General features: G+C 71.9%; 26 protein-coding genes and 1 rRNA gene. 17 read left to right on the top strand and 10 right to left on the bottom strand.

What is annotated here, in order from left to right; genetic code table 11:
• The 9 genes from rrf to ACH4RG_RS25055 form a co-directional block, all read left to right on the top strand.
• Positions 1–74, top strand: a 5S ribosomal RNA gene (rrf, locus tag ACH4RG_RS25095); the annotation flags it as partial.
• Between the two features lie 71 nt (positions 75–145).
• The gene (locus ACH4RG_RS25090) at positions 146–790 is read left to right on the top strand and encodes an HAD family hydrolase (RefSeq protein ID WP_397928625.1); all 645 of its coding nucleotides are present in this window, start codon (positions 146–148) and stop codon (positions 788–790) included.
• 42 nt (positions 791–832) lie between these two features.
• Complete coding sequence (locus ACH4RG_RS25085) at positions 833–2,035, top strand: MFS transporter (RefSeq protein WP_397920611.1); 1,203 nt, start codon at positions 833–835, stop codon at positions 2,033–2,035.
• Entirely contained in the window at positions 2,004–3,176 is a 1,173-nt protein-coding gene (locus tag ACH4RG_RS25080; protein WP_397928622.1) for an acetoin utilization protein AcuC, read from the top strand. Before ACH4RG_RS25085 ends, ACH4RG_RS25080 begins: the two co-directional genes overlap by 32 nt.
• A gap of 101 nt (positions 3,177–3,277) precedes the next feature.
• A complete protein-coding gene (locus ACH4RG_RS25075) occupies positions 3,278–4,093 on the top strand; it encodes a phosphatase (RefSeq protein WP_397920615.1) in 816 nt (271 codons plus the stop codon).
• A 128-nt stretch (positions 4,094–4,221) separates the two neighbouring features.
• Complete coding sequence (locus ACH4RG_RS25070; protein ID WP_158072177.1) at positions 4,222–4,434, top strand: helix-turn-helix domain-containing protein; 213 nt, start codon at positions 4,222–4,224, stop codon at positions 4,432–4,434.
• 110 nt (positions 4,435–4,544) lie between these two features.
• Positions 4,545–4,643 (top strand): 30S ribosomal protein bS22, encoded by a 99-nt coding sequence (locus tag ACH4RG_RS25065; protein WP_003948845.1) that lies wholly within the window; start codon positions 4,545–4,547, stop codon positions 4,641–4,643.
• Positions 4,644–4,802: 159 nt separating this feature from the next.
• Entirely contained in the window at positions 4,803–5,891 is a 1,089-nt protein-coding gene (locus ACH4RG_RS25060; protein WP_397920617.1) for an NAD-dependent epimerase/dehydratase family protein, read from the top strand.
• A gap of 15 nt (positions 5,892–5,906) precedes the next feature.
• A complete protein-coding gene (locus tag ACH4RG_RS25055; protein WP_397920619.1) occupies positions 5,907–6,983 on the top strand; it encodes a lysophospholipid acyltransferase family protein in 1,077 nt (358 codons plus the stop codon).
• A 97-nt stretch (positions 6,984–7,080) separates the two neighbouring features.
• Here ACH4RG_RS25055 and ACH4RG_RS25050 read toward each other — a convergent pair whose 3' ends face one another.
• The 3 genes from ACH4RG_RS25050 to ACH4RG_RS25040 form a co-directional block, all read right to left on the bottom strand.
• A complete protein-coding gene (locus tag ACH4RG_RS25050; protein WP_398540277.1) occupies positions 7,081–8,295 on the bottom strand; it encodes a DUF5667 domain-containing protein in 1,215 nt (404 codons plus the stop codon).
• Between the two features lie 211 nt (positions 8,296–8,506).
• The gene (locus tag ACH4RG_RS25045; protein ID WP_026291152.1) at positions 8,507–9,283 is read right to left on the bottom strand and encodes an ECF subfamily RNA polymerase sigma factor, BldN family; all 777 of its coding nucleotides are present in this window, start codon (positions 9,281–9,283) and stop codon (positions 8,507–8,509) included.
• A 403-nt stretch (positions 9,284–9,686) separates the two neighbouring features.
• Positions 9,687–10,643 (bottom strand): HAD family hydrolase, encoded by a 957-nt coding sequence (locus ACH4RG_RS25040; protein WP_397920623.1) that lies wholly within the window; start codon positions 10,641–10,643, stop codon positions 9,687–9,689.
• A 1,020-nt stretch (positions 10,644–11,663) separates the two neighbouring features.
• On the opposite strand from ACH4RG_RS25040, the gene ACH4RG_RS25035 reads away from it, so the two are divergent.
• The 6 genes from ACH4RG_RS25035 (at position 11,664) to hemB (ending at position 18,338) form a co-directional block, all read left to right on the top strand.
• Positions 11,664–11,954, top strand: coding sequence for a glutaredoxin family protein (locus ACH4RG_RS25035; RefSeq protein WP_397920627.1), 291 nt, complete (start codon positions 11,664–11,666; stop codon positions 11,952–11,954).
• A 257-nt stretch (positions 11,955–12,211) separates the two neighbouring features.
• The gene (locus ACH4RG_RS25030) at positions 12,212–12,973 is read left to right on the top strand and encodes a redox-sensing transcriptional repressor Rex (RefSeq protein ID WP_397920629.1); all 762 of its coding nucleotides are present in this window, start codon (positions 12,212–12,214) and stop codon (positions 12,971–12,973) included.
• The gene (locus ACH4RG_RS25025) at positions 12,970–14,478 is read left to right on the top strand and encodes a glutamyl-tRNA reductase (RefSeq protein ID WP_397920631.1); all 1,509 of its coding nucleotides are present in this window, start codon (positions 12,970–12,972) and stop codon (positions 14,476–14,478) included. The genes ACH4RG_RS25030 and ACH4RG_RS25025 overlap by 4 nt, the downstream gene beginning before the upstream one ends.
• Positions 14,475–15,461 carry a hydroxymethylbilane synthase gene (gene hemC / locus ACH4RG_RS25020; RefSeq protein WP_397920633.1) on the top strand — a complete coding sequence of 329 codons (987 nt, stop codon included), beginning with the start codon at positions 14,475–14,477 and terminating at the stop codon, positions 15,459–15,461. The genes ACH4RG_RS25025 and hemC overlap by 4 nt, the downstream gene beginning before the upstream one ends.
• Positions 15,458–17,128 (top strand): bifunctional uroporphyrinogen-III C-methyltransferase/uroporphyrinogen-III synthase, encoded by a 1,671-nt coding sequence (locus ACH4RG_RS25015; protein WP_047177224.1) that lies wholly within the window; start codon positions 15,458–15,460, stop codon positions 17,126–17,128. Before hemC ends, ACH4RG_RS25015 begins: the two co-directional genes overlap by 4 nt.
• A 202-nt stretch (positions 17,129–17,330) precedes the next feature.
• A complete protein-coding gene (gene hemB, locus ACH4RG_RS25010; protein WP_351044180.1) occupies positions 17,331–18,338 on the top strand; it encodes a porphobilinogen synthase in 1,008 nt (335 codons plus the stop codon).
• Between the two features lie 25 nt (positions 18,339–18,363).
• On the opposite strand, the gene ACH4RG_RS25005 is transcribed toward hemB, so the two are convergent.
• From ACH4RG_RS25005 to ACH4RG_RS24990, 4 genes are read right to left on the bottom strand one after another with little or no spacing between them, the layout of a single operon-like run.
• Positions 18,364–18,906, bottom strand: coding sequence for a hypothetical protein (locus ACH4RG_RS25005; protein ID WP_398540276.1), 543 nt, complete (start codon positions 18,904–18,906; stop codon positions 18,364–18,366).
• Positions 18,907–18,924: 18 nt separating this feature from the next.
• Positions 18,925–19,308 carry a hypothetical protein gene (locus ACH4RG_RS25000; protein ID WP_398540275.1) on the bottom strand — a complete coding sequence of 128 codons (384 nt, stop codon included), beginning with the start codon at positions 19,306–19,308 and terminating at the stop codon, positions 18,925–18,927.
• Between the two features lie 48 nt (positions 19,309–19,356).
• Entirely contained in the window at positions 19,357–21,420 is a 2,064-nt protein-coding gene (locus tag ACH4RG_RS24995) for a hypothetical protein (protein ID WP_398540274.1), read from the bottom strand.
• A 41-nt stretch (positions 21,421–21,461) separates the two neighbouring features.
• Positions 21,462–22,313: a DUF4253 domain-containing protein gene (locus tag ACH4RG_RS24990; protein WP_398540273.1), complete on the bottom strand. Its 852-nt coding sequence runs from the start codon at positions 22,311–22,313 to the stop codon at positions 21,462–21,464.
• Between the two features lie 189 nt (positions 22,314–22,502).
• On the opposite strand from ACH4RG_RS24990, the gene ACH4RG_RS24985 reads away from it, so the two are divergent.
• Positions 22,503–23,474: an alpha/beta fold hydrolase gene (locus tag ACH4RG_RS24985; protein WP_398540272.1), complete on the top strand. Its 972-nt coding sequence runs from the start codon at positions 22,503–22,505 to the stop codon at positions 23,472–23,474.
• 95 nt (positions 23,475–23,569) lie between these two features.
• A complete protein-coding gene (locus ACH4RG_RS24980) occupies positions 23,570–24,136 on the top strand; it encodes a dihydrofolate reductase family protein (RefSeq protein ID WP_398540271.1) in 567 nt (188 codons plus the stop codon).
• Positions 24,137–24,155: 19 nt separating this feature from the next.
• Here the strand turns inward: ACH4RG_RS24980 and ACH4RG_RS24975 are convergent, their stop codons facing one another.
• The 3 genes from ACH4RG_RS24975 to ACH4RG_RS24965 form a co-directional block, all read right to left on the bottom strand.
• The gene (locus ACH4RG_RS24975; RefSeq protein WP_018961587.1) at positions 24,156–24,398 is read right to left on the bottom strand and encodes a DUF397 domain-containing protein; all 243 of its coding nucleotides are present in this window, start codon (positions 24,396–24,398) and stop codon (positions 24,156–24,158) included.
• Positions 24,395–25,180, bottom strand: coding sequence for a Scr1 family TA system antitoxin-like transcriptional regulator (locus ACH4RG_RS24970; RefSeq protein ID WP_398540270.1), 786 nt, complete (start codon positions 25,178–25,180; stop codon positions 24,395–24,397). Before ACH4RG_RS24970 ends, ACH4RG_RS24975 begins: the two co-directional genes overlap by 4 nt.
• Positions 25,181–25,336: 156 nt before the next feature.
• Positions 25,337–26,077: a DUF4232 domain-containing protein gene (locus tag ACH4RG_RS24965; protein ID WP_397928606.1), complete on the bottom strand. Its 741-nt coding sequence runs from the start codon at positions 26,075–26,077 to the stop codon at positions 25,337–25,339.
• Between the last annotated feature and the right edge of the window lie 230 nt (positions 26,078–26,307).

The following is a 26,307-nucleotide window of genomic DNA, read 5'->3' as shown; positions in this document are numbered from 1 at the left end:
ACCCGGAAGCTAAGCCTTTCAGCGCCGATGGTACTGCAGGGGGGACCCTGTGGGAGAGTAGGACGCCGCCGAACAATTTTTCCGGGAAAGCCCCGTGCCTTGTGGCACGGGGCTTTTCTGCGTTCTGAACGTCTAGGGTCGAACCATGCGCTACGAACTGGTCATCTTCGACAACGATGGTGTGCTCGTCGACAGTGAGCCGCTCGCCAACACCGTCCTCTCCGGCTACCTCACCGAGCTCGGTCACCCCACCTCGTACGACGAGTCGCTCCGTGACTACATGGGGTCCGCCGTGCACCGGGTCCACGATCTCGTCGAGGAGCGGACCGGGCAGAAGCTGCCCGAGGACTTCGACTCCACGCTCAACACCCGTACGTTCGCGGCCTTCCAGCGGGAGCTCGTGGCCGTCGACGGGGCCGAGGAGCTGCTCGGGAAGCTCGTCGCGGACGGGGTGGCCTACTGCGTCGCCTCCTCCGGGAGTCACGAGCGGATCCGGGTCGCGCACCGCAAGACGGGGATCGACCAGTGGTTCGAGGAGGAGTGGATCTTCAGCTCGGAGGATGTCGGGCGGGGCAAGCCGGCGCCGGACCTGTTCCTGTACGCCGCCGAGCGGATGGGCGTCGCCCCGGAGAGGTGCGTCGTCATCGAGGACAGCCCGCTCGGGGTCGAGGCGGCGCGGGCGGCCGGGATGGACGTGTACGGGTTCACGTCGATGATGCCCGCCGACCGGCTCACCGGAGTGACCGGGCACTTCTCGGACATGGCCCAGCTTCCCGAACTGCTCGCCTGATCCGTCTGTCCCTGCCTGGAGCCCGGCCCTACGCTCTCGGCCATGACGGAAGCGGGCTTGCGGCACGGCAGGGCCTCCCTGGGGTTGGGCTTCGGCGTTCAAGGGGTGGCCTTCGCCCTTCTGGTGACGCGCATCCCCGCCATTCAGGACCAGTACGGGATATCCGACGGGCTGCTGCCCGTCTTCCTCGCCGCTGTCCCGATCCTGGCGGGGGCCGGCAGCGTGGCCACCGAGAAGGTGGTCGCGCGGGTGCGGCCCGGTGTCGTCCTGCGGTGGTCCCAGCCGCTGGTCCTGCTCGCCCTGCTCGGGGTGGGCGCGGGGCGGGAGGTGTGGCACGTCGCCGTCGCGCTCGGCGTCTTCGGGCTGGCCGTCGGGGCGCTGGACGCCTCGATGAACATGCTGGGCGTCAGCCTCCAACGGGCGTACGGGCGCAGCATCATGCTCGGGTTCCACGCCGCCTACAGCCTCGGCGGGATCGCGGGGGCGTCGCTGGCGTGGGCCGGGGCGCGGTGGGATCTGACGTTGTTCGTGTCCTACCTGCCCGTCGTGGTGGTGCTGTTGCCCGCAGCGCTGGTCGGGAGCCGGTGGTATACGGAGGGCAAGGAGCCGGAGGAGGGGGAGCCCGGTCCCGCCGGCCGAGGCGGGGCCGTGTCGTTCCGGCTGTTGTCGCCGCTGTGCCTCGTCATGAGCTTCGCGTACATCGGGGACTCGACGGTCTCCAACTGGAGTGCCAAGTACCTCCAGGACGTGCTGGGCGGTTCGGAGCAGCTCGCGACCGTTCCGTACAACGTCTACATGGTGACGACCCTGCTGGGGCGGGCCGTGGGGGACCTCGGGGTGCGGCGGTTCGGGGCGGTCGCCGTGGTGCGTGGCGGGAGTCTGCTGGCGGCGGGCGGGTTCGCGGTCGTGGCGGTGGCGCCCGGGGCCTGGGTGGGGATGCTCGGGTTCACGATGCTCGGGTTCGGGCTCTGTGTGATCGTGCCGCAGACCTTCGCGGCGGCCGGGCGGATGTTCCCGGGGAACAGCGACGCGGCGGTGGCCCGGTTGAACATCTTCAACTATGTGGGATTTCTGGTCGGTTCGCCGCTCGTGGGCGCTCTGGGGGATACGTGGAGCTATCGCGGCGCGATGCTCGTACCGATGGTTCTGGTGTTGGCGACGCTCGTGTACGCCCGCGCGTTCGGGCCGGGGTCCGCCCGATACGGTGGCGGGCATGAGCGGCCGCACACAGCTGATGTGGGATGACGCAGTTACGGGATACGACTTCGGGGACACGCACCCCATGGACCCGGTCCGGCTGGCCCTGACGATGGGGCTGGTGCGGGCGTTCGGGCTCGACGGGGCGGTGGATCTGCGGTCCGCGAAGCCCGTGGGGGACTCCACCCTGCGGCTCGTGCACCGGCAGGACTACGTGGCGGCGGTGCGTGCCGCGTCCGCGGATCCGCGGGCGGCCGACCAGGGCTACGGGCTCGGGACCGTGGACGATCCGGCGTTCGCCGGGATGCACGAGGCGTCCGCGCTGATCGCGGGGCTATCGGTGGGTGCGGCCGAGGCGGTGTGGCGGGGTGAGTGCGAGCACGCGGTGAACTTCACCGGGGGGCTGCATCACGCCATGCCCGGGTCGGCCGCCGGGTTCTGCGTCTACAACGACCCCGCCCTCGCCATCGCCCGGCTGCTGGAGCTGGGCGCCGAGCGGGTCGCGTACGTCGACGTGGACGTCCACCACGGGGACGGGGTGCAGGCCGCGTTCTGGGAGGACCCGCGCGTTCTGACGATCTCGCTGCACGAGCACCCGAGGACCCTGTTCCCGCAGACCGGGTGGCCGGAGGAGACCGGGGCCGGGGCGGGGGAGGGCTCCGCGGTCAACGTGGCGCTGCCGGCCGGGACCGGGGACGCGGGGTGGCTGCGGGCGTTCCACGCGGTGGTGCCCGAGCTGCTGGCCGACTTCCGGCCCCAGGTGCTCGTCACCCAGCACGGGGCCGACACGCACTTCGAGGACCCGCTGGCCCACCTCGCGGTCTCCCTGGACGCGCAGCGGTCGGTCATGGAGTCCTGCCACGAGCTGGCCCACCGGTACGCGGACGGCGGGCGCTGGGTGTCGCTCGGCGGCGGCGGGTACGCGGTGGTGGACGTGGTGCCCCGGTCGTGGACGCATCTCGTCGGGATCGCGGCGCACGCTCCCGTCGATCCGGAGTCGGTGGTGCCGCCGTCCTGGCGGGATCTCGTCTACGCCCGTACGCGGCAGTTGGGGCCCGGTCGGATGACGGACGGGCGTACGCCGTCGTGGCAGGCCTGGGAGGACGGGTACGACCCGGCGGACCGGCTGGACCAGGCGGTGCTGGCGTCCCGGAAGGCGGCGTTCCCGCTGCGGGGGCTGCTGACCTGAGGTGCGGGCGGCGCGGGGGCATTGTGCCGTGCGTTACGCCAACGGTGGGGCGTAATGGGATTTCCGCCCGCCGGGCTGCGCGGTACGGCAGCATCCCAGGGGTGTTGAGCACCGGGGCGCTGCGCGCCCATCTGCTGGCGGCCCGGCTGGCCGGGCCCGTCGCCACCCCGCGCGAGACCAGTCTGCGCAGCTACCGGCTGTTCGCCGCGCGGGATCCGCGGGTGATGCTGGGGCTCGCGCCCGAGCGGGCCTGGGGCGAGGGCGAGCTGTTGCGGCTGATGGCGGACCGGTGCGGGGTCTCGGCGGATCCCACGCATGTGAGCGGTCCTGACGCGATCGATCCGGAGCGGACGGTGGCGGCGCTGGACGCGTTCGCCGAGCGGTTGGCGCTGGTGGCGGAGCGTCGGGCTCCGGTGCTGCTGGGGACCGGGCATCCGCACCGGCTGCTCGGTTTCTACGCCGGGCTGGCAGACGCTCTGTCGGCGGCGGGGTGTCCTGTTCTCACCCCCGCGCAGGGGAGATGTGTCGACATAACGACCCGGTTCGGCGTACGCACGTACAGCCTCGACTACGTACGGGGTGTCGCCCTGGTGCGCGAACCCGGGGAGCGGCCCACGGGAGGTGAGACCGGCGCGCACACGCATTCGCCGCTTCCGGTGCGGCTCGCGCTCCAGGAGGCGGCGGAGCGGCTCGGGGTGCTGCCGGAGTTGGTGATCGGGGATCACGGCTGGGTCTGCGGTGCAGGTCAGCTGGGGATCGAGGCGATCGGGCCGGCGGACACGGACGATCCGGCGCTGTTCGTGGGAGAGGCCGAGGGGCGGGTGGCCGTCGTGGTTCCGCTCGACGACGGCGTACGGGCGCCGTTCTACCGGCCGTTGACGCGCTATGTGCTCAATCGGGCCTGTCTGTCGCCGTAGGCCGGCGGCTGTCTCTCCTCTTCCCCACTCGCACCACGCGCCCCTAATCTGTGGAGTGAGCGCACAGCGACGAAGAGTCACCGGAGGGGAAGCCGGTGCGCGTCCGGTGCGGAAGGTACAGGTGGGTCATGGCTGCTGGCAGCGAGAGGCCTCTCAACGAGGTCAAGTTTCTGACCGTGGCGGAAGTCGCCTCGGTCATGCGAGTGTCGAAGATGACCGTGTACCGCTTGGTGCACAGCGGTCATCTGCCGGCGATCCGGGTGGGCAGGTCCTTCCGGGTGCCGGAGCAAGCGGTTCACGCGTATCTCCGCGACTCCTTCGTGGGGGTGGAATCAGCCTGAGGTTGCCTGCGGATTACGTCCCTCGGACGGTGGCGGGTAGGCTAGGCCGACGTAGGTCGTGTGGGCCCAGACGCCCCGCACCAGTGAAAATGAAGTGAGCGAGGGTAGTCGTGGGCTCTGTTATCAAGAAGCGGCGCAAGCGGATGGCCAAGAAGAAGCACCGCAAGCTGCTCAAGCGCACGCGCGTTCAGCGTCGCAACAAGAAGTAAGCGAACGCAGTTCGTGAGATCCGCAGCCCCTCCGCCGTTCCGGTGGAGGGGCTGCGGTGCGTTTCGGAGCACGGGGGCGTCACAGGGCGGCGTCCACCCGCTACGGTGACGGCCAGGGAAGTTACCGCCGGAAGCAGGGATGCAGAGGGGAGCCGGGTCTTGGGCAAGGTCGTGCTCGTGACAGGAGCGGCCCGGCAGCTGGGGGGCCGTTTCGTCCGGCGCGTCCAGTGCGAGCCCGGGGTGGACCGGGTGATCGCCGTCGACGCGGTCGCGCCCGCCCACGAGCTGGGCGACGCGGAGTTCGTACGCGCGGACATCCGGCAGTCCGCCCTGGCGCGGATCCTGGCGGAGCACGCCGTCGACACGGTCGTGCACCTGGACGTCTCCGGCAAGGCGCTCGGCGCCGGCGGCCGGACGGCGATCAAGGAGACCAACGTCATCGGCACCATGCAGCTGCTCGGCGCCTGTCAGAAGTCCCCGACGGTGCGGCGGCTCGTGGTGAAGTCCAGTACGAGCGTGTACGGGTCGGCGCCCCGCGATCCCGCCGTGTTCACCGAGACTACCCCGCCCAAGTCGCTGCCCAGCGGCGGCTTCGCGAAGGACGCGGTGGAGGTCGAGGGGTACGTACGGGGCTTCGCCCGCCGGCGGCCGGACGTGGCGGTGTGCGTGCTGCGGTTCGCCAACATCCTGGGGCCCCGGCCGGACTCGCCGCTCGCGGACTATCTGTCGCTGCCCGTTCTGCCGACCGTCTTCGGCTACGACCCCCGGCTCCAGTTCGTGCACGAGGACGATGTGGTCGACGTCCTGGGGATCGCGGCGAACGAGCCCCGGCGCGGGACGCTGAACAGCGGCACGTTCAACATCGCCGGCGACGGGGTGCTGCTGCTGTCCCAGTGCTCCCGGCGGCTGGGGAAGCCGACGGTGCCCCTGCTGCTGCCCGCCGTCACGTGGGTCGGCTCGGCGCTCCGTACGATCGGCATGACCGACTTCTCGCCGGAACAGATCCGGCTGCTCACCCATGGCAGGGTGGTCTCGACGGTGCAGATGCGCGAGACCCTCGGTTTCCGGCCGAAGTTCACCACGGCGGAGACGTTCGCGGAGTTCGCGCGGAGCCGGGGTCCGGGGCTGCTGCCGCCGGAGACGGTGGGCAGGGCGGTGGACCGGCTGGCGGCGTTGCCGCTCCCGGGAGGCGCCGGGCCGCGGGAGCGCGGGGCCGGTGCGGTACAGACGACTCACGGCGCCAGGTAGAGGAGCGCATCGACGATGGCGGACGCCAAGGTCATTCCGTTCGACGACGACCGTTCGCGGTCCGGTGGCGCGTCGCGTCCGGCGCGGCGCCGGACCGGGGCGGGCGGCCCCGGTGGCGGTCGGGGTGACGGCTCCGCGGCTCCGGTGAGCGCCCTGCCGGGGGCGCAGGTGCCCGAGCCCTCCGGGCTGTCCCCGGAGGCGGAGGCGGGGGACCGGGAGCCCCGGGACGCCGTGGACGTGGACGGTCCCTCCGGCGGCTGGGAGCGGCGGATCGCGGGCGGGCTGGCGTTCCTGCGGCGCCGGGTCACCGGTGACTACGACGTCGACGAGTTCGGCTACGACGAGGAGCTCACCGACCAGGTCCTGATGTCGTTGCTGCGGCCGCTGGCGGACAAGTACTTCCGGGTCGAGGTGAAGGGCATCGAGAACATCCCGTCGGAAGGCGGGGCGCTCATCGTGGCCAACCACTCCGGGACGCTGCCGCTGGACGGGCTGATGCTCCAGGTCGCGGTGCACGACAACCATCCGGCGGACCGGCATCTGCGGCTGCTCGCGGCCGATCTCGTCTTCCATCTGCCGGTCGTCAACGAGCTGGCGCGCAAGGCGGGGCACACGCTGGCCTGTGCGGAGGACGCGCAGCGGCTGCTGGAGACGGGAGAGATCGTCGGGGTGATGCCGGAGGGGTTCAAGGGCATCGGCAAGCCGTTCGGGGAGCGTTACAAGCTGCAGCGCTTCGGGCGGGGCGGCTTCGTGTCGACGGCGCTGCGGGCGGGGGCGCCGATCGTGCCGTGCTCGATCGTGGGCGCGGAGGAGATCTACCCGATGATCGGGAACGCGAAGACGCTGGCCCGGCTGCTGGGCTTCCCGTACTTCCCGATCACGCCGACGTTCCCGTGGCTGGGGCCGTTGGGCGCGCTGCCGTTGCCGACGAAGTGGACGATCCAGTTCGGTGAGCCGATTCCGACGGACGGGTACCCGCCGGAGGCGGCGGAGGACCCGATGCTGATGTTCAATCTGACCGACCAGGTGCGCGAGCAGATCCAGCACACGCTGTACAAGCTGTTGGTGCAGCGGCGGTCAGTGTTCTTCTGACCTGCTGAGCAGACCGGGACGAGAAGGGGGCCGGTACGCGATCCGCGTACCGGCCCCCTTTTTCTCGTGTGCGCGGGGCCCTTCGATCTCCGGCGTTCTACGGCTTGAGGTTCTCGCCGTCGATGCCGAGGCCGGGGAGGAGCCCCGGGAGGAGCGGGGGCAGGGTGACGTCGGGGGCGGCGGGTGCGCTGGGCCGGCTGTCGGGGGAAGGCTGGGTGAGGCCGTCCGTCGGGAGGTCGTCCAGCAGGCCGTCCGTACCGCCGCCCAGCAGGCCGTCCTCCGGGGTGGCCTCGGAGGAGTCCGACGGACCGGTGGGCTCGGGGGTGGGTCCGCCGTCGGTGCGGGTCCCGGGCTTCTCGGGGGAGGCCGGGGGCGCGGGGGCGTCGGTCCGGGGTGAGCCGGTGTCCGGGGTGGTGGAGGTGTCGGAACGTCCGGGGCCCTTGTCCTCGCCCGGGGGGCGGGGGAGAAGGGCTTGGAGCGGTGCGACTTCGTCCTCTATGGCGTCGAAGACGGAGCTGACTTCGTCGCGGACGTCGGTGAGCTGGACGGGCAGCCGGTCGCGGAGGCTGCTCCAGGCGTCGCGGTGCGAGCGGGAGAAGGTGTCCAGGGTCTGGATGGGGCCGATCGCTCCGTCGCGCCGGTAGGCGGAGTGGAGCAGCCGGTGGCCCTCGGAGGCGTCGTGGGACATGCCGTTGAGCGCGCGTCTGACGGCACCGAGGGATTCGTGGTCGAGGGCGCCGGAGCGGCCGCGTTCCATGAGTCTGCGGGCCTCGCTGAGCCGGGTGGAGGCCTGGTCGAGGTAGACCTCGCCGCGGTCGGCGTCGCCCTTGGCCATGCCGAGGCTGATGTCCTCCATCCCGCGTTTCAGTCCGTAGAGCGAATCACCGGGGAGGGCGTCGGAGCTGGCGGCGGCCACGCCGCCGAACGCTCCCGCGGCCACGCCGACGGTGAGCCCGCCGGCAGTGAGCCCCTTCGCCCAGCGTGAGCGGGGTCGCAGTTTGCGCAGTGGTGAGGCCCGGTGGGCCCCCTTGCCCCGTTGCACGGGCACCGTAGGGCCCGTGGACGCGCCGCCCTCGGCGAACATGGTCTCCATGGCCGCGACGAGCTGGGCTCGCTGCACCATTTTGACCTCGGGGTCCAACTGCGGCTTCGGTAGCTCACCGAGGCCGTTCGCCAGGGCCAACAGCGGTGCGGGGTCGGCCTGGTCGGCCGGTTCCGCGGGCTGTACGGCCGCCGCACCCTGGGGGGTCTGGTCTTCCAGGGCCTGGGCGAAGGCGTTCGCCCGCCGGTGTGCCGAAACGTTTGCGATCACTGGCGGCACCTCCTCTCGTCGTGACGGTCGACTCCCCTGGCGGTCCGGAAGGTTGCGCACCTTGAGCGTTTCCACTCGATGGAGTGAGTGGCTACGGACAGGGGGCGACGACAGGGGGCCTGCAACCGGCACAACGAGGCGCTCGGCACTTGGGTTACGCGCGAAGGATGATCGGACCAGTGCGTGACGGGACGGTCACGCAGAGGCCGGATCAGCGGGCGTCGTCCGGCAGGAGTCGGGCGAGCGTCCGTACGGCTCGGTACTGGAGGGTCTTGATCGCGCCCTCGTTCTTGCCCATCACCCGGGCGGTCTCCGCGACCGAGAGGCCTTGGAGGAACCGCAGGGTCACGCACTCCTGCTGCTGGGGGTTGAGTCGCCGCACGGCCTGGAGCAGAGCGGCGTTGGAGAGGGACTCCAGGACGGAGTCCTCGGGGCTGCGCGCCACCTCGTTGGCGTCGAGCATTTCGCCGGTGGTCACTTCCAGTCGGAAACGACTGGATTTGAAGTGGTCGGCGACCAGGTTGCGAGCGATGGTGACCAGCCAGGCGCCGAAGTCGCGGCCCTGCCAGGTGAACGTGGAGATACGGCGCAGCGCGCGGAGGAAGGTCTCGCTGGTGAGGTCCTCCGCGGTCGCCTTGCCGCCCACGCGGTAGTAGATGTACCGGTACACGGTGTCGCTGTACTGGTCGTACAGGCGGCCGAAGGCATCCGCCTCACCGGCCTGTGCGCGCTCGACGAGATCCATCATGCGCGCGCTGTCGCTGTCGGCGGTGGGACGGCGGACGGTCGACGTGGCCGAGGCGGCGCGGGTGCCGCGTCTTCCGACCGCCGCACTGCGTTCGGCCAGGGCGTAGCAAGGGCCGGCAGGTGCAGGGGTGGCAAATGCGGGGACGGCGTACGCGGTGGGGACGAAGCCGCGCAAGCGGTCAATGACCGATGCACGCAGCGTAGCCAGGCCCGAGGCGTCAACCCCGACGTGTGGGTACACGGGACTCCCAGAGGCAGAGCTTCCATCACGAGCAGTTCGAAAAACGTCACCCGTGGTAGCGAGTGGCGGGTTCCGTGATGCGTCTGAGGAGAATAACGCTTCGTGCAGGCAGCACTACACCCAGTTGTCTAAATCACCGGTTCCGTCGCTTCTGTTATCGCTAAGTGACGTATTGAGTAGCACATGGTGATCGTTTATTGATCGGATTACTTCGTGATCTGTCTGCGGGGGCGACGGGTTGTGGCCGGGCGCCGGTGATCCGGCTGGCCGGAGGGGGCGTCGCCCGCGTCGGCACAGCCGATCGCGATCGGGTGCCCGGCCCCGGGCGTGGCTGTGCCCCGTGACCGTTCGTGGTGGGCGGGCACGGGGCGCGGGGGGTGCGGGGGTGCGCTGCGGGCGCGGGTCAGCGGCGGCGGCGGTGCAGGGCGACGGCGGCGACGGTGCCGCCCGCGAGCGCGCCGACCCCGGCGGCGGCCGGGATGCCGACCTTGGCCGCCTTGCGGCCGGTGCGGTAGTCGCGCAGCCGCCAGTCGCGGGCCCGGGCGTACTTGCGGAGTTTGGTGTCCGGGTTGATCGCGTAGGGGTGGCCGACCAGCGAGAGCATCGGGATGTCGTTGTGGGAGTCGCTGTAGGCGGCGCAGCGCTCCAGATCGAGGCTCTCCGCGGTGGCGAGGGCGCGGACGGCCTCGGCCTTGGCGGGTCCGTGCAGGGGTTCGCCGACCAGGCGGCCGGTGTAGACGCCGTCGACCGATTCGGCGACGGTGCCGAGCGCGCCGGTCAGGCCGAGGCGGCGGGCGATGATGGTGGCGGTCTCCACGGGGGCGGCGGTGACGAGCCAGACCTTCTGTCCGGCGTCCAGGTGGGCCTGGGCCAGGGCCCGGGTGCCGGGCCAGATGCGGTCGGCCATGTACTCGTCGTAGATCTCCTCGCCGATCGACATCAGCTCGGAGACGCGGTGGCCCTTGACGATGGACAGGGCGCTGTCGCGGGCGTCCTGCATGTGTTCGGGGTCCTCGACGCCGGCCAGCCGGAACCAGGCCTGCTGCCAGGCGAACCGGGTGAGCTCGCGGCGTTCGAAGAACTTCCTCTTGTAGAGGCCGCGGCCGAAGTGGAAGATCGCGGCGCCCTGCATGACGGTGTTGTCGAGGTCGAAGAAGGCGGCGGCGCGGTCGTCCCCGGCGACGGGGAACGCGGGCTCCTCGGGAGGTGCCGCCTCCGCTTCCGGGGCCTTGGTCAGGAGGGCGGATTCGTCGTCGGCGGCCGAGGTCTTGCGCGCGGCCTCGGCGGCGGCCTCGCCTGCCAGGACGCTCCGTGCGGTAGCGGAACGCCTACGGGGTGTGAGCCATCCAAGAGCGGCCATGCCGTGAGCATAGCCAGTCGGTCCGCACCTGCCCGACCTGCCGCGATGCGTGGGCGTGAACGCTGCGGGTCGGAATGGTGAATCGGGCGATTCCGGGCGGTCCGGGGTGACGGTCGACGGGCGCGGGAAGTGGGGTCGCGGGCTCGGGGGGTGAGCGTGACGGGCGCGGAGAGTGGCGCCCCGCCGCAGGGGGCGGGCGATGCGCGTCGAACATCGAGCGGTTCTCGGACGCCCGCGCCGACGCCCCCGCATCTGAGCGCCTCCACCGATTCCGTGGACGCTGTCCGCCGGGCCGGGTCAGGGATTCCCGTAGGCGGTGCTGAAGGTACGGTCGAAGCGACGGGCCTCCAGGTCCGCGCGCTGGATTCCCCACTGCACGTCCGCGCCTTCCCGATCGCTGATGTCCGCATTCCAGTGGGCCAGCAGAACCCGGTCCGCGACGGCGCCCGACACCGGCCCTCGACGCTCCAACGCCCCCGGCGCGCCTGCGGGACGGCGCGGTTCGCGACGATTTCCAGCGGGTCCGGGTCGGAGTCCTCCTGGTCCGCGTATCCGCCGATCTGCAGATGCCCTCCTCTGTCAGAGGCGTCGCACCAGACAGTGACCAGCTCGTCGGCGTGCGGAAACCCGGGAAGTGGGTGATAGGGCAGGTCCGGTTCCTGCCGGCGACCGGCCCGTTCCCGCCACCGGTGAGGACCGCGCACGGCCGGACGTGGCCGATCCACCGGTCCACCTCTTCGGCCGGCAGCGGGTCAATGTCCTCCGACGGGCACCCCTCCTCAACTGCCCGGGTGCGGAAGGGAATCAGCATTGCTCGAAGCTCGTCATCCGTCACGCCGGCCACGGTAGTTCCCGCCACCGAGGAACTCGTGGCCCCCGGAGCCACGGAAGCCGTGCACCGCCGGCGACCGCTTGGAGGGGGCGCGAGGGCTGGTGTCCGCTGACCGCGCTTCCGGGTGATCCGGAGCCGGAGGGCATCGTCGGCTCGGGGGGTGGGCGTGTCGGGCGCAGAATGAAGGCATGAGTGCTCTGCTGCGACGTAAGAGGAAGAAGCCCGCCGATCGGGTGGTCACGCTGGTGGGGAAACCCGGGTGTCATCTGTGCGAGGACGCGCGGGCGGTGGTGAGCGCGGTCTGTGAGGAGACCGGTGCGTCGTGGGTGGAGAAGGACATCACCGAGGACGAGGAGCTGTACAAGGAGTACTGGGAGCAGATTCCGGTGGTGCTGATCGATGACGAACAGCACACGTTCTGGCGCGTGGACCCGGCGAGGCTGCGCAAGGCGCTGGGTGCGGACGCGAAACCCGGTTAACATTGCGGGCGTTTTGAGTGGCCTCGGGGGCTTAGTTGTGAGGAGTGTGTACCGCTTTGCCCCCTTCGAGGCTGCAACGGGCCGATGCGGCCCCTGGTTCCGGGATCGCGCGAGGAATGCGCGTGACCCCGGTCACGTTGACCGGACAAAACGGACATCATCTTTGTGCACGCGTTCACAAAGACATAGCCTGCATTCGACGGGGCGGTCCTGGGACATACGGCCGCCTGCAGCCCCGCTCATCCCGCAGGAGCACCGTGGCAACTGGCCGAACTCACCGACCGGCGACCCGTAGCCGAGGAATTCCCGAGGCCACCGTCGCCCGACTTCCGTTGTATCTGCGCGCCCTGACCGCGCTCTCCGAGCGATCGGTGCCCACGGTCTCCTCCGAGGAGCTGGCCACGGCGGCCGGGGTCAACTCGGCGAAGCTGCGCAAGGACTTCAGCTACCTCGGGTCCTACGGCACCCGCGGTGTCGGGTACGACGTCGAGTATCTCGTCTACCAGATCTCGCGCGAGCTCGGGCTCACCCAGGACTGGCCGGTCGCCATCGTCGGCATCGGTAACCTCGGCGCGGCCCTCGCCAACTACGGCGGCTTCGCCTCCCGCGGCTTCCGGGTCGCGGCGCTGATCGACGCGGACCCCGCCATGGCCGGTACGCCGGTGGCCGGGATCGCCGTCCAGCACACGGACGACCTGGACCGGATCATCAGCGACAACGGTGTGTCCATCGGCGTGATCACCACCCCGCCCGGCGCGGCCCAGCAGGTCTGCGACCGGCTCGTCGCCGCCGGTGTGACCTCCATCCTGAACTTCGCGCCGACCGTGCTGTCGGTGCCCGAGGGCGTCGACGTGCGCAAGGTCGACCTCTCCATCGAGCTCCAGATCCTCGCGTTCCACGAGCAGCGCAAGGCCGGCGAGGACTCCGCCGCCCAGGACGAGGGCGCGCCCCCGATGCGCGCCACGCCCGCGAGCCGGAAGGGACCTGACGGGGACATGCCCGCCGTGATGCCGGCATGAGCCTCCTCGTCGTCGGACTGAGCCACCGCAGCGCCCCCGTCTCCGTACTGGAGCGGGCCTCCCTCGCTGCCGAGACCCAGGCCAAGCTGCTCCAGGACACCCTCGCCGCGGAACCCGCGACCGAGGCGGCCGTGCTGGCCACCTGCAACCGCATCGAGCTGTACGCCGACGTGGACAAGTTCCACGCGGGCGTCGCCGAGCTGTCCACCCTGCTCGCCCAGCACAGCGGCGTCGGGCTCGAAGAGCTGACTCCGTATCTCTATGTGCACTACGAGGACCGGGCCGTCCACCACCTCTTCTCGGTGGCCTGCGGTCTCGACTCGATGGTCGTCGGCGAGGGGCAGATCCTCGGCCAGATCAAGGACGCGCTCGCGCGCGGCCAGGAGCTGCACACCGCCGGACGGCTGCTGAACGACCTCTTCCAGCAGGCCCTGCGGGTCGGTAAGCGCGCCCACAGCGAGACCGGGATCGACCGGGCCGGGCAGTCGCTCGTCACCTTCGGGCTCCAGCAGCTCGCCGCCGGGGCCGACCCCGAGAGCTGGGCCGGCGGCAAGCGCGCCCTGGTCATCGGCGCCGGATCCATGTCCTCGCTGGCCGCCGCGACCCTCGCCCGCACCGGTGTCGCCGACATCGTCGTCGCCAACCGGACCCGCTCCCGCGCGGACCGCCTGGTGGAGATCCTCCAGCAGGGCGACGACACGGCGGTGCGCGCCCGGGCCGTCGAGATGTCCGCGGTCGGTGACGAACTGACACGTGCCGACATCGTCGTCTCCTGCACCGGTTCCACGGGCCTCGTGCTCACCGCCGACGCCCTCGCCGACGCGCTGGGCGTGACCCTGGACGCCGCGCCCGACCGGCCGACGGCCACCGTCACCCCGGCCCCGGCCGACGTCGACCAGCACGCCGCCTGGGTGGAGAACGGCTCCGCCGCCTCCGCCGCGGGGGCCGGCCGGGCGACCGCGACGCGCCGCGTCACGGTGCCCGCGCAGTCGACCGGCCCGGTCCGGCTCGCCCTCCTCGACCTCGCCATGCCGCGGGACATCGACGGCGCCGCCCACCGCATCGACGGTGTGCGCCTCGTCGACATCGAGTCGCTCGCCGAGGCGTCCGCCGACGCCCCGATGGCCGCAGATGTGGACCGGGTCCGCTCCATCGTCTCCGACGAGGTGGCCGCCTTCGGCGCCGCCCAGCGCGCCGCGCACGTCGCCCCGACCGTGGTCGCCCTGCGCACCATGGCCGCCGGCGTGGTCGCCGGCGAGATCGCCCGGCTGGACGGCCGCCTTCCCGACCTGGACGAGAAGCAGCGTGCCGAGATCACCCAGACCGTGCGCCGCGTCGTCGACAAACTCCTGCACGCGCCCACCGTGCGGGTCAAGCAGCTCGCCAGCGAGCCCGGCGGCGCCGGGTACGCGGACGCGCTGCGAGAACTCTTCGACCTCGACCCGCAGACGGTGGCCGCCGTCTCCCGGGCAGACCTGAACGACCCGAATAGAGGGCGGTCATGACCGACAACTCATCCCCGGGCGCGCGGAACTCCGCGCCGCTCCGGCTGGGCACCCGGCGCAGCAAGCTCGCCATGGCCCAGTCCGGACTCGTCGCCGAGGCGGTTCGCGAGGTGACCGGGCGCGCCGTCGAACTCGTCGAGATCACCACGTACGGGGACACCTCCCGCGAGCACCTGGCGCAGATCGGCGGGACCGGCGTGTTCGTCGCCGCCCTGCGCGAGGCGCTGGCGCGTGGTGAGGTGGACTTCGCCGTCCACTCGCTCAAGGACCTGCCGACCAGCCAGCCCGACGACCTCGTGCTGGCGGCCGTGCCGCAGCGCGAGGACCCGCGCGACGCGATGGTCGCCCGGGACGGGCTGACCTTCGCGCAGCTGCCCGAGGGCGCCCGCATCGGCACCGGTTCGCCGCGCCGCATGGCGCAGCTCAACGCGTACGCCCGTTCCCACGGGCTGCGGATCGAGACCGTCCCCATCAGGGGCAACGTCGACACGCGGATCGGGTTCGTGCGCGACGGGGAGCTCGACGCGGTGGTTCTCGCCGCCGCCGGGCTCAGCCGTCTCGGCCGGAGCGGTGAGGTGACCGAGTTCCTGCCGGTCGACACCGTCCTGCCCGCTCCCGGCCAGGGAGCACTGGCGATCGAGTGCGCCGCGTCCAGCGCCGACCTCGCCGCCGCGCTCGCCGAGCTCGACGACCCGTACACCCGGGTCGCCGTGACCGCCGAGCGCGCCCTGCTCGCCGCTCTGGAAGCCGGCTGCTCCGCACCTGTGGGTGCGCTGGCCGACCTCCTGGTCGACGGACAGGTTGTCAACGAACTGCGCCTGCGCGGAGTCGTCGGTACCACCGACGGTTCCTCGCTCGTACAGCTGTCCACCACCGGTCCCGTCCCCACGTCGCACGACGACGCGGCGGCCCTCGGTCGCGAACTCGCGGCCGAGATGCTCGCCAAGGGTGCGGCCGGTCTTATGGGGGAGCGAGCACTTTGAGCCCCACAGGCCCCGCCGCATCCGACTTTCCGGCCCTGTCCGCCCAAGGGCAGGTCACCTTCCTCGGCGCCGGTCCCGGCGACCCGGGACTGCTGACCCTGCGCGCCGTCGAGGCGCTCGCGAGCGCGGACGTCCTTGTCGCCGAGCCCGATGTGCTCGACGTCGTTCGCAGCCATGCGCGGGCAGGCGTGAGCACGCCTGAGCTGACCGTCGTTGACACCTCGTCAACAACCGTCGGTGTACCCGTTCTCAGGGATGCGGCCAATCTTGTCATGGAGGCCGCGAAGGGCGGCAGGCGGGTGGTCCGTGCTGTCGCGGGCGACCCGGGCCTGGACGGGAACGCGGGGGCGGAAATGCTCGCCTGCGCCGCCGCCGGGGTGCCCTTCGAGGTCGTCCCGGGCGTCGCGAACGCCGTCGGCGTCTCCGCGTACGCCGGGGTGCCGTTGCGGGACGCGCAGGGTGCGGACGTCCGCTTCGTCGACGCCCGTACCGCCTCCGACCGGTGCTGGAGCGAGGTCGGCGCGAGCGACGCGACCGCCGTCGTCTCCACCACGCTGGACTCGGTGGCCGCCGCCGCCGGTGAGCTGGTCTCCGCGGGCCGCAAGCCCGACACCCCGCTCACCGTGACGATCGCGGGCACCACCACCCGCCAGCGCACCTGGACGGCGACCCTCGGGACGATCGCCCAGGTCCTCAAGCAGGCCAAGGTGCTGCCCTCGCCCGAGGGCCACCGGCCGGTCATAGCCGTGGTCGGAGAGCGCAGCTCCGCCGCCCAGCGCGACCAGCTCGCGTGGTTCGAGTCGAAGCCGATGTTCGGCTGGAAGGTGCTCGTCCCGCGTACGAAGGAGCAGGCCGCGTCGCTCTCCGACCAGCTGCGTTCCTACGGTGCGGTGCCGCACGAGGTCCCGACGATCGCCGTCGAGCCGCCGCGTACGCCCCAGCAGATGGAGCGCGCGGTCAAGGGCCTGGTCACCGGGCGCTACGAGTGGATCGCCTTCACCAGCGTGAACGCCGTCAAGGCGGTCCGGGAGAAGTTCGAGGAGTACGGGCTCGACGCCCGTGCCTTCGCCGGGATCAAGGTCGCCGCCGTAGGCGAGCAGACCGCCGCGGCGCTGATCGACTTCGGTGTGAAGCCGGACCTGGTGCCGTCCGGCGAGCAGTCCGCCGCCGGCCTGCTGGAGGACTGGCCGCCCTACGACCCGGTCTTCGACCCGATCGACCGGGTGTTCCTGCCGCGTGCCGACATCGCCACCGAGACCCTGGTGGCCGGGCTCATCGAGCTGGGCTGGGAGGTCGACGACGTCACCGCGTACCGCACGGTCCGCGCCTCGCCGCCGCCGGCCGACACCCGCGAGGCGATCAAGGGCGGCGGCTTCGACGCGGTCCTGTTCACCTCGTCCTCGACGGTGCGCAACCTGGTCGGTATCGCGGGCAAGCCGCACAACGTGACCGTGATCGCGTGTATCGGCCCGGCCACGGCGAAGACCGCCGAGGAGCACGGCCTGCGGGTGGACGTGCTGTCCCCGGAGCCGTCGGTGCACAAGCTCGCCGAGGCGCTCGCCGCCTTCGGCGCGCAGCGCCGGGACGCGGCGAAGGAGGCCGGTGACCCGGTGACCCGGCCGAGCGAGCGGCGCCCGGGTGCGCGCAGGCGTCGGACGACGACGTAGCAGCAGTAGTACGGGGGTGGGTGGGCCTGGTCGCTTCGGCGACCGGGCCCGCCGGCGTGTCCGGCCAGGTCGGTGGGTCGGCGCCGGGCCCGTCGGCGTCTCCGGGGCCTGACGGCCGGGTCGGTGGCCGGCGCCTGTTCACGGGCCTTTCCCGGCGCGGGTGTCGGTAAGACCGTGCCGCGTGCGGGTCTATCGTCGAAGGATGACTGCGTACGGAAACTTCCCCGGCTCCCGCCCCCGGCGGCTGCGGACGACCCCGGCGATGCGGCGGATGGTCGCCGAGACACGGCTCGACCCCGCGAACCTGATCCTGCCCGCGTTCGTGCGGGAGGGCATCGACGCCCCGGTCGCCATCTCGTCGATGCCCGGGGTGCACCAGCACACCCTGGACACCCTGCGGAAGGCGGCCGTCGAGGCGGTCTCGGCCGGGGTCTCGGGGATCATGCTCTTCGGTGTGCCGGAGGACGGGAAGAAGGACGCCCGGGGCACGGCGGGCACGGACCCGGACGGCATCCTCCAGGCCGGCCTGCGCGCGGTCCGCGAGGAGGTCGGCGACGATCTGGTCGTGATGTCGGACCTGTGCCTGGACGAGTACACCGACCACGGCCACTGCGGAGTCCTCGACGGCGACGGCCGGGTGGACAACGACGCGACGCTGGAGCGGTACGCGGAGATGGCCCAGGTCCAGGCGGACGCCGGGGCCCATGTGGTGGGCCCCAGCGGGATGATGGACGGCCAGGTGGGCGTGGTCCGGGACGCCCTGGACCAGACCGGGTACGAGGACGTGTCGATCCTCGCCTACACCGCGAAGTACTCCTCCGCCTTCTACGGCCCCTTCCGCGAGGCGGTCGGCTCCTCGCTGACCGGCGACCGCAAGACCTACCAGCAGGACCCGGCCAACGCCCGCGAGTCGTTGCGGGAGCTGGCGCTGGACCTGGAGGAGGGCGCGGACATGGTCATGGTGAAGCCCGCCGGACCGTATCTGGACATCCTCGCCAAGGTCGCGGAGTCCGTGGACGTGCCGGTCGCGGCGTACCAGATCAGCGGCGAGTACGCGATGATCGAGGCCGCCGCCGAGCGGGGCTGGATCGACCGGGACAAGGCGATCCTGGAGAGCCTGACCGGGATTCGGCGGGCCGGGGCGCAGATGATCCTCACCTACTGGGCGACCGAGGCCGCGCAGTGGCTCGGGCGGGACGCGCGGCGCTGAGCCGGTCCGCTCGGCCTCTCGCGGTTCACGGCCCGCCTGCTCCGGTCTCCTGGAGCCGGTGGGCCTCCTCGATGGAGAAGCGGGCGCCGTCCCGTACGAGCGGGTCCTCGTCGGCCCGTGCGGTGGTGTTCAGGACCGTGGCGACGACCGGGTCGGCCGTGTAGGGCGCCAGCGACATCGCCGCGTACTGGCGGACCAGGTCATCCTCCGGGTCCCGCAGGGCGCTGAGCAGGGCGCGGCCCGCTTCGTGGCGGAGAGTGGGATCGGCCGGGGGCCACAGGCGCAGGACGGTGGCGCTCTCGACGCGGGCGAGGTCGTACTCGCCGGGGTCGGCGACGACCGAGACGAGGAACGGCAGCGCGTGGGCGTTGGCGTCCAGCTCGGTGATGATCTCGGGCTTGCGGTCGCTGGTGGCGGGCAGGGAGCGGAACTCGGCTATCAGACGTTCTGCGGCTGCCGTCGTCGCCTCTGCCGTCGCCTCTGCCGTCGCCTCTGCCGTCGCCTCTGCCGTCGCCTCTGCGGTCGCCTCTGCGGTCGCCTCTGCGGTCGTGAGGTTCGTGTCGTTCATGGGGGTGGACACTTTCTGTCAGGGCCAGTCGACCAGTGCCATGAATGCTACGAAAGCGACCATCACGGTGGCGGGGGCGGTGAGCGCCAGGCCCACGCGCCGGGCGGCGTAGCGGAGCTGGTGAGGGACGGCCCAGGCGGCGACCAGCACGATCAGGGCGAGGATCAGGCCGATGCACAGGACGGTCCACGCGGTGGTGAAGCTCGCGTGGAAGCGGTCGGCCGCCGCCCCGTTGCAGGAGTCGCACGCCATCGGGGTGAGCCCGCCGATGAACAGCGCGACGAGTCCCATCGGCAGCGTCACGATCGTGGAGATCAGCGGGGCGACCCACGCACGGGGGTCGGAGGTGTGCGCGGGGGTGGTCGCCATGGTGCTGCCGCCCTTGTGGCTGTTCTCGCTCATGCGGCCGAGTCAACCTCCGGGGGCGGCCGGCCGCATGAGTACGAGGGCTCAGTCGGCGGCGGTCCTGTCGGCGCGGGCCTCCGCCCAGGCGTGTGCCGCCGCCAGCTGCCCGTCCGTGAGGGCCGGGCGGACCTGGTCCGGGTAGTGGAACGCGTAGTGCTCGCGCGCGGTCTTCAGCCCGATCGCGCGGGCCGCGTCGGTGAGACGGGGGTCGTCGGCGACCTCCTGGGCGCGCCGCAGCCAGCTGTGGCTGCGCGGGTCGACGGCGTAGTGCCAGAGCGGCTGGGCGGGGTCGGCCGCCCCGATCAGGACCCGGTGCAGGACGTACTCGCGGACGCCGCGCTGTCCGATCAGCCGCTCGGCGACGAGCAGGGGGTGCGTGCCGTCGAGCCGGGCGCGGAGCAGCACCAAGGTCATCAGGTGCCCGGTGTCGTGGGCGCCGGAGACCACGAAGGCCCACAGCTCGGCGGCTTTCGCCTCGTCCGGTGCGCCGAGGTGGGTCAGCAGCCGGACCGGGGCCTTCCAGAGCGGCTTGGGCTTCGCCCACCAGGCGGTGAGGTCGGCGGCGGCCGGGTGGTCCAGGTCGAGGGCGAGGCAGGTCAGGGTGACCAGGGGGTGACGCCACTCGGTGTAGGTGGTGCGGTACTGCTTGGTCAGCTCCTTCTTCCAGCGCGGCAGGAGTGCTTCCAGCTCGGCTTCACCCGCCTCGCCGTGGGCGTGGAGCAGTTCGAGGCAGAACGCGATGCCCTGGACGCCGGTGGACGGGTCGGCCACCCGGTCGCGGAGCCACTGGATGTCGGCGGGGGTCGGGGTGCGGTAGCGGTGGTAGATGTCGCAGAGCCCGCCCTCGTAACCGGTGAGGTCGGGGCCGGTGCCCGCGAGCAGGTCGTCGCGGGCGGCCTCGTAGCGGTCGGCGGCGGCGAGCACCTCGGCCTCGGTGCCGCCGGGGTGCTGGGCCGCCTGCTCCCGTACGTGGGCGACCTGGTCGTACGCCTTGCGCGCGGCGGCCACGCGCAGGGGGCGCGGCAGGGCGTCGTCGGTGGCGAGGCGTACGGCGGTGAGGGCCGCGAACGCCTGGGCGGCGTGGCGGTCCGCCGTCGGCCGGGCGGCGCGCCAGTCGCGCGTGACGGCGGCGCTGAGCGCGGCGAACAGGCTGTTCAGGGACGCATCGGGGGCGTTGTGTGCGGTCAGCTCCGCGGCGAGCACGGCGGCGGACCGTACCGGGTCGGTGCCGTGGACCGCCCGGTGCACGTCGAGCCAGGCGTGGATCGCGTTGGGCTGACCGGTGAACGACCACCCGCGCAGGACGTCCAGGGCGTGTGGGGAGGGGGCCGCGCCGAGGACGTCGGACGCCCGGGGGCCGAGGCACGCCACCGTGTCCCAGACCTCCTCGTGGTCGTGGCGCAGCAGCGCGTCCAGCAGGTCCGCCCAGGCGGGCCACTCGGTGAGCCGCCCGGCGTACTCCTCCCGCCAGGCTCCCAGCAGCCGCGATGTCTCCTCGGAGTTCAACGCCTGCCGCGACTCCAGCGCCGTGACGAACCCCGCCGCCCCGGCCAGCTCCACCGGATCGCGCAGCCGGTCGTGCAGCCAGCTTTCCTCGGCGGCGGTCAGCGGGGCGTCGTGGTGGCGGGGCCTGCCGGCCCGGTTCACCAGGGGGCTGCGGAGCCGGTCCAGGAACTGGCGTACTCCGGCGGTGTCCTCGGGGTCGGGGAGTCCGTCGTCGTCCCTCTCCGTGACCTTGTCGAGCCGGAACGCGCCCTGTGGGCCGCCGTCGATGACCCGGTAGCCGTCCGGGCCGTCGCCGAGGCCGGCGGCGACCGTGGCGTGGTCGCCGCCCCAGTGCACGTACAGCTCGCCCTTCAGGCCGCCGGAGCGGTCGAAGGCGGAGTGCGACTGCCAGTGCCAGTAGGCGAAGGAGGTGTCGGTGGCGAGGGACCGGGTCGCGAACAGCTCTGCCGCGTCCTCGTGGCCGTCGGACTGGGTGTAGCGGCTCCGGGTCGGCGGCGGGAGGACGGCGAAGCCGTCGCCGCCGAGCGTGCGCCACCACTTCTTGATGCCGCTGAGGTCCGAGCGCCGGCCGGCCGGACGGCTCTTGCCCGTTCCCGTGCCCATGCTCTTGCTTGTTCCCGTCCCCGTTTCCGGTCCCGTCGTGTCTAGTCCCACCAGAACGACCACGCTTCCTGGTTGAGCACGGCCTTCTCGGCGTACACGTCGAGGTCGTACGGCGGGGACTGGTCGATGTTGTCGGGGCAGAAGGCGTAGTGCTCGGCGGCCAGGGCGCGGGCTTCCTCGGCCGTGGCGGGCGGGCGGCCCACGGAGACGATCATCGTGTCGAAGCCGAGCACCACGACCCGGGCGTCGTAGCGGTCCTCCCAGGAACGGAGCACCGCGCAGAGCCGGGCCACGTCGTTCTCGTGGTTCACCGGGCCCGACCAGCCGATCGCCGCCGGTATGTCGGCGCTGCGGCGGGCCGGGACGAGGGCCATCCGCGCCCCGCCGAGCCACTCGTCCGCGTCGGCGGCGATGACGCCCGCGAGTCCTGCGGCCGCCGTGTCCGCGTCCTCGGCTGCCTCCCGGGCGGGGGCGGGCGCGAGACCGGGCCAGGAGCCGGGTCCCTCGGCTCCCTCCGTGCTCTCGCCGCTCTCCCCGCTCTCCTCCCCGGCCGCTGTCCCGTCGCCCACCTCGTCGGCCGCGTACGCAGTCCAATAGCCCGCGAGGACCTCGTCGGCGTCGTGGTCGCCGGGGTACGACGTGCCGTCCGGGCAGAGGTCCCACTCCTCGGGCCACTGCTCGCGCCGGCCGCCCGTGACCAGCACCGGCAGCAGCCCGACCCGCCGCCCGGCCGCCCGCAGGCCCGGCCAGTCGCGCGGGGCCGGCGGGCCGTCCGCGTACCAGAGCAGCGGCTCGTGCCAGGGGCCGTCCAGGGTGGCGTCCACCAGGGAGCCGGGCGGGAGGTCCAGGCCGGAAGTGGCCAGGGAGGGCAGTGGATTGGGGAGCGTCGCCATGGTGGGGAGCCTAGGCGGCGGCACTGACAACGTGCGGGGCGGCGACGCTGACCCACGACGACATGCCGCCGGTGGCCTGCGGGGGCGCGGACATCAGCGGCAGCATCCTGCGGACTCTTTGACCGCCGCGACCGGCCCGGGGGCCGAAAGCCGGTGCGGGGCGGGGGTGGCTGGATAATGATGTCGGGCATGAGTTTGTACGTCGATGATCCCGCCCGGCTCGGAACCACCCGCCTCTCCGACGGGAGGGTGCTCGGCTGGGCCGAGTGGGGGCCCGAGGACGGGTTGCCCGTCCTGCTCTCGCCCGGGGCCGCGACCAGCCGGTGGCTCGGGATCGGGGCCGGGGCCGTCGAGAACGAGGGGGTCCGGCTGGTCTCGGTGGACCGGCCCGGGCTCGGGGTCTCCACGCCCGCGCCCGCCCGGACCTTCGCGGACTTCGCTGACGACGTACGGGAGTTGATCGCGCTGCGCGGACTGGGCCCGCGTCCCGCCATGCTCGGGAACTCCCAGGGCGCGCCCTTCGCCCTCGCCTGCGCGGCGGCGGGCGTCGTCTCCGCGCTCACGCTCGTCTCGGCCGCCGACGAGGTCGCGGACCCGGGGTTCGCCGCCGCCCTGCCCGACGATCTGCGGGGCCTGGTCGCGCGGGTGGCGGAGGACCCGGTCGGGGCGGAGAAGGTGTTCGCCGGGTTCGACGCGGACGCGATGCGGCGGATGGTTCTGGCCGGAAGCCCGGCGTGCGACCTCGCCGTGTACGAGGACCCCGGCTTCGCCGCCGCCTACGGCCGCGCCCTCGACGAGGCGTTCTGCCAGGGCGCGGCGGCCGGGTACGCCCGGGACACCGTGCTCGCGATGGGGCGCTGGCCCATCGACCTCGGGGCGATCACCGTCCCGGTCGAGGTCTGGTACGGCGAGGAGGACGCCTCCCACTCGCCCGACCTCGGACGCCGGCTCGTCTCCCGGATCCCCGGGGCGCGGCGCACGGTCGTTCCGGGGGTCGGGGGCGCGCTGCTCTGGGCCACGGCCGAGCCGATCCTCGCGTCACTGGCGGAGACCGTACGGCCGGACGAGCCGGTCGAGCGGGACTGGCGGGAGGAACTGGACCGGCGGGGGGCCGTACGGAGGGACGTGCCGGGGCCCGTGCGGCGGGGCGGGCGCGGCTAGGCCCGGCTGTCAGTGCCCGGGTTTATCGTCGAGGCCCGTTGCGCGCCGCCCGGTCGTCGTTCCCGTCGACCGGGCCGATCCGACAGGAGCTCCCGGTGAACAGGATCGTCACGTCCATCTCCCTCTCCCTCGACGGATTCTTCGAAGGGCCCGACCGCGACATCGACTGGCACACCGTCGACGAGGAGGTGCACCAGCACTTCAACGACTACTTCCGGACGATGGGCGGCTTCGTCGAGGGGCGCGTCACCTACGAGCTGATGGAGGAGTTCTGGCCGACCGCCGATCAGAACCCGTCCAACGAGGGCCCGATGGCCGAGTTCGCGGGGATCTGGCGGTCCATGCCGAAGTTCGTGTTCTCGCGGACGCTGGAGAGCGTGGGGCCGAACGCGACCCTGCTGCACGAGGTCGACCCCGAGCAGGTGCGCGGTCTGCGGGACGCCGCCTCGGGGGACCTGGCGGTCGGTGGGCCGGATCTGCTGGAGTCGTTCCGGCGGGCCGATCTGATCGACGAGTACCGGATCTACGTCCACCCGGTCATCCTCGGCCGGGGCCGCCGCTTCTTCCGGGACACGGAGGAGCGGCAGATGCTCCGGCTGGTGGAGACCCGGACCTTCGGGAACGGGGTCGCGATGCTCCGTTACGAGACGGTCCGGGCATGAGGCTTACAGCGATGAGCGGTCAGGCGGTGGCCGCGTAGGCGGCGAACGCCGACCAGGCGGTGGGCGCGACGGTGAAGGTCGGGCCCTCGATGTCCTTGGAGTCACGGACGTGGACGGCGGCGGGGTGGGCGGCGATCTCGACGCACTGCCCGCCTTCGTCGCCGCTGTAGCTCGACTTCCGCCAGTCGTAGGCGACTTCGAGGCACGCGCCGCCTTCGCTGCCGCTGTAGCTCGACTTGAACCAGTTCAGTGCGGTGCTCATGTCTCTCCCAGTAAGCGGGCCAGTAGGCGCAGGGTCTCCACGGGGCTGAGCGCCTGGGCTCGCAGCATCGCATATTTCTGGGCCAGGATGCTGACCTCGTTCCGGTCGGAGATCAGCTGGCTGCCGCGCTGGGTCTCGGTGTACGCGACGTGCTGGTGGTCCGGTGTCTCCAGGAGAGTGAAGGGGCCATTGAGGCCCGCGTGGACCCTGCTGTCGAGCGGGAGCACCTGGAGGCAGACGCCCGGGAGCTGAGCCATCGCGTAGAGGTGGCGGAGCTGTTCCCGGTGGTCCTCGTCCGACGTCAGTTTCATCATCAGGACCGGTTCCCAGATCACAATGCTGGTGGTCGGCGGCTTCTTCCGGTCCAGGATCTGCTGGCGTTGCAGCCGCGTCGCCGTCTGCGTCTCGATCTCCTCCGGGCTGTAGACGGGGACCTTGTTGCTGAACACCGCCTGCGCGTACGCCTTCGTCTGGAGCAGGCCCGGGATGACCTTGTTGTCGTACCAGGACAGCGCCAGCGCGTCCTGCTCCATGTCGATGTAGTCCTCGGCCCACAGCGGGATCAGGTCGACCTCCGGCATGTTGTCGACCGCCGTCGCCAGCGCGCCCTTGGTGTCCAGCAGATCGTCGATCGTCTCCGCCAGATCCGGGACGAGCGAGCGTCTGCCCTGCTCGACGGAGGCGATCGTGTCCTCCTGTACGCCTGCGGCCTGGGCGAGTTCGACCTGGGTCATGCCCGCCTCGGTGCGGAAGCGGGCCAGCAGCTTGCCCACGAGCTTCATGGTCGACGCGTTCTTACGCTGTCGCTTTCTGGGGTGCATACGGTTCCCACTCCCACCCCCGAACCCACTTCACGCATGCGCGACCCGTACAAGAAAGGTGTACGGGTCGCGCACAGTTACCGCACGTCAGGCGCTGGCCTGGACTGCCTCGTCCGCTCAGTACATCAGGGCGTTCTCGACGTCCGACTGCCAGTAGGTGACGAAGCCCAGGCTGTCCGTGTAGGTCTCCGCCGGGAGCTTCAGCGTGGACTCGCCCTTCGGCGCGTTGTTCCTGTCGACCATGATGACGCCGAGGTTGGCGCTCTTGACCGGCTCGTTCTGGCCGGGCTCTCCGAGGAGCGCGACGCCCGCGTACGCCTTCTTGCCGGGGGAGAGCACGACGACCGACTGCGGCTTGCTGGCGTCGTAGACCGGGTACACGGCCTGCGCGTCGTCGAAGCGGAGGAACGGCGCGTGGTACGCGGCGCAGTTGGTGGATCCGGTGTTGACCACCGTGAGCAGCAGGTGGTTGATCGGGCGGCTCACCGAGGAGACCGTCACCTTGGAGTTGGTGGTCGTGCAGGCCGGGATCGACGCTGCGGCCTTCTTGTTCGGCGCGGTCTCCGGCTTCTTGGCGCTGCTGGCGCCGTTGCCGTTGCCGCCGGCGTGCTTCCCTCCGGCGGGGACGGTCTGCGTGTCGGGTGTGCCGGCCTTCGGTGCGTCAGGCTGCGACGGGCTGTCGGTGCCGTCGGTTCCGGCGGTGGCATCGGTGCTCGTCGCGGCGGGGGCCGTCGTCCCGGTCGAGCCGGCTGCCTTGGTCCCCATGGCCTTGTCCTCGCCGCCACAGGCGGTGAGCGAGAGGGCGGCCACGAGAGCGGTGGCGGCGAGGGCGGTGGTGCGGATGCGGTTGGTGCGCATGGCGGTGGTACTCCCCGTGATCGGTTGGCGTGTTGGTCCGGTTGAACGGCCGGTCCGTTGTTCCGCTCGTCCTGCTGGGTCTTGCCGGGTCTTGCTGGTTCCCGCTGGTCCTGCTGTGGTCTGGTCCGAGCTTGTGGCACGGCGGATTCCGGCCGCAACGCCTGCCGAACCATTGGGGATGCTGGAACGTCTACGCGTACGGTGACCTGCGGGGATTCCGCGTCCCTGGA

Source organism: Streptomyces sp. NPDC021019, assembly GCF_044333295.1.
Taxonomy (GTDB): domain Bacteria; phylum Actinomycetota; class Actinomycetes; order Streptomycetales; family Streptomycetaceae; genus Streptomyces.
This window is presented reverse-complemented; position numbering and strand designations above follow the sequence as displayed.